At 29.0% G+C, this 1,796-nt stretch carries 3 protein-coding genes; all 3 read left to right on the top strand.

The annotated features are described in order from the left end of the window. Positions 1-23: 23 nt before the first annotated feature. Entirely contained in the window at positions 24-548 is a 525-nt protein-coding gene (locus ACMOUI_RS10865; protein WP_418965715.1) for a hypothetical protein, read from the top strand. Between the two features lie 71 nt (positions 549-619). Further along, positions 620-1,315, top strand: a complete 696-nt coding sequence (locus ACMOUI_RS10860; RefSeq protein WP_418965714.1) for a hypothetical protein — start codon at positions 620-622, stop codon at positions 1,313-1,315. A gap of 18 nt (positions 1,316-1,333) precedes the next feature. Continuing rightward, positions 1,334-1,796, top strand: a 463-nt coding sequence (locus tag ACMOUI_RS10855; protein ID WP_418965713.1) for a hypothetical protein, incomplete at its 3' end; no start/stop codon positions are given.

Here is a 1,796-nt window from a genome sequence, read left to right as displayed (position 1 = left end):
ATATTAAATTGGGAGGTATTTAAATGAAAAAATATTCATTATTATTTTTTACATTATCATCATTTGCATTTGCAGGAACATCTGTTCTTCCAGGTGATAATATCAACAAAACTAACACCCTTGAGTCTACATCAGCAACTATCAATGTCAATGTAACTGCCAATGTTATTGCAAACTCTACTCAATTGGTTATAATTGATGAAGAGGGAACTGAAATTTCAGCTTTAAATTTTGAGCATAATCTTGTTCAAAGCGGTTCTGCTCTTACAGGGGATAGAGCTTTATCTCAAACTATCTATGCCAAAGCTACTGGAATCAATGAGAGAAATTTAGAGCACACTTCGCTTAATGACTATGTATTGGAAAACTCTTCTAATCCCTCTGAAACAATTAGCGGTTCTTTTGCTATAACTAGTGGAACAGCTAATAATAATGTTGTTCCATATACCCTTTCTAGTAATATCACTTCTGACACAATGGCTGGTGAAGGTACTTACTCAACTAACACTCAAACATTTACTATCACTTTTAATAAAAGTAAAAATTAAATTCGATTTTATTTATTTAATGAAGGAGGTCTAAATACTTCCTTCCTTAAGTAAATAACTGGGGGGAGTTTATGAAAATTTTATCTCTTTTTTTTATTCTGTTCAATCTATCCTTTTCGTATATAAATATTCACCCTACATATTTTGATAAAAAAATCGATTTTGAAGGAAGCTATCAGGAATACACTCTTTATAATCAATCCAACTCTCCTGTAACCTATAGAATCTATACGGAATCCTATCAAAAAGGGGATAGAGATATGAGTCAATGGATTAACTTCTATCCTCGCTCTTTAACTTTACAACCTGGTGAAAGTGGCAAGATACAACTTAGTGTTGCCTCTCAAGATAAACTTCCTTTTGGTGAATATAGTGCTATTTTAGGTATTAGAGAGCTACCTCTATATGAAAAAGTTATAAAAGAAAATAATATTGGTTTAGGGGTCCTAACAGATTTAAAAATAGTTCTAAATGGATATGCTGGAGATATATACCCTCAACTAGAATTTTCAAATTTAAAAGGAGTTATTGAAAATAATACCTTAACTCTAAGGGGGAGTATCTATAATAAAGGTGAACGCCGTGGGAAATACGAACTTTATATAGATAACTATTTTTTAGGTAATTTAAGAATTCTTTCTAAAGAAAAACTAAGTTTAGATACCTTAGATTTTAAATATATCGGCAATAAAAATATAACAAAAGCTGACTTTCTTATTGTTGTTGATTATATTACAAAGAAGAGAGTTGGTAAGATTAAACTATAAATTTTGGGGGATATTGTCATGATAAAAAGATTAAGTTGCATATTTTTATTTTTTTTAATAGTTTCTCTATCATTCTCTGAAAATGAGATTACTTTAGAAAAATTAGAAGATTTAAAACAGCGAAATCTTATCTCTTTATCTGACTATCTCTTTTTAAAAGAGGAGCTAGATGGAACACTTGAAGAAAAATACTTTTTTAACCTCTCTATTAATAGAACTTCTATAACCAATAGCTTTCCCATTATAAATAAGAATGAAAAGATATATGTATCTCTAAACTCATTTTTTAAAGAAACTTATTTTAAAAACTATACATTTTCAGATAATGTTCTACATATGATTTTAGGTATAGTTCTTCAAGAGATTACTATTGATTTTAATACTCTAAAAATTTTTGGTTCTGAAAGAACCTCTTTTGATAAGGAGGATTTTTTTTTCAAAGATGAGGATATATATTTGGAATCTACACTTTTCTCTGATC

The organism is Cetobacterium sp., assembly GCF_048470075.1.
GTDB lineage: Bacteria > Fusobacteriota > Fusobacteriia > Fusobacteriales > Fusobacteriaceae > Cetobacterium_A.
The sequence above is the reverse complement of the archived record's forward strand: the minus strand, read 5'-3'. Positions and strand labels throughout refer to the sequence as shown.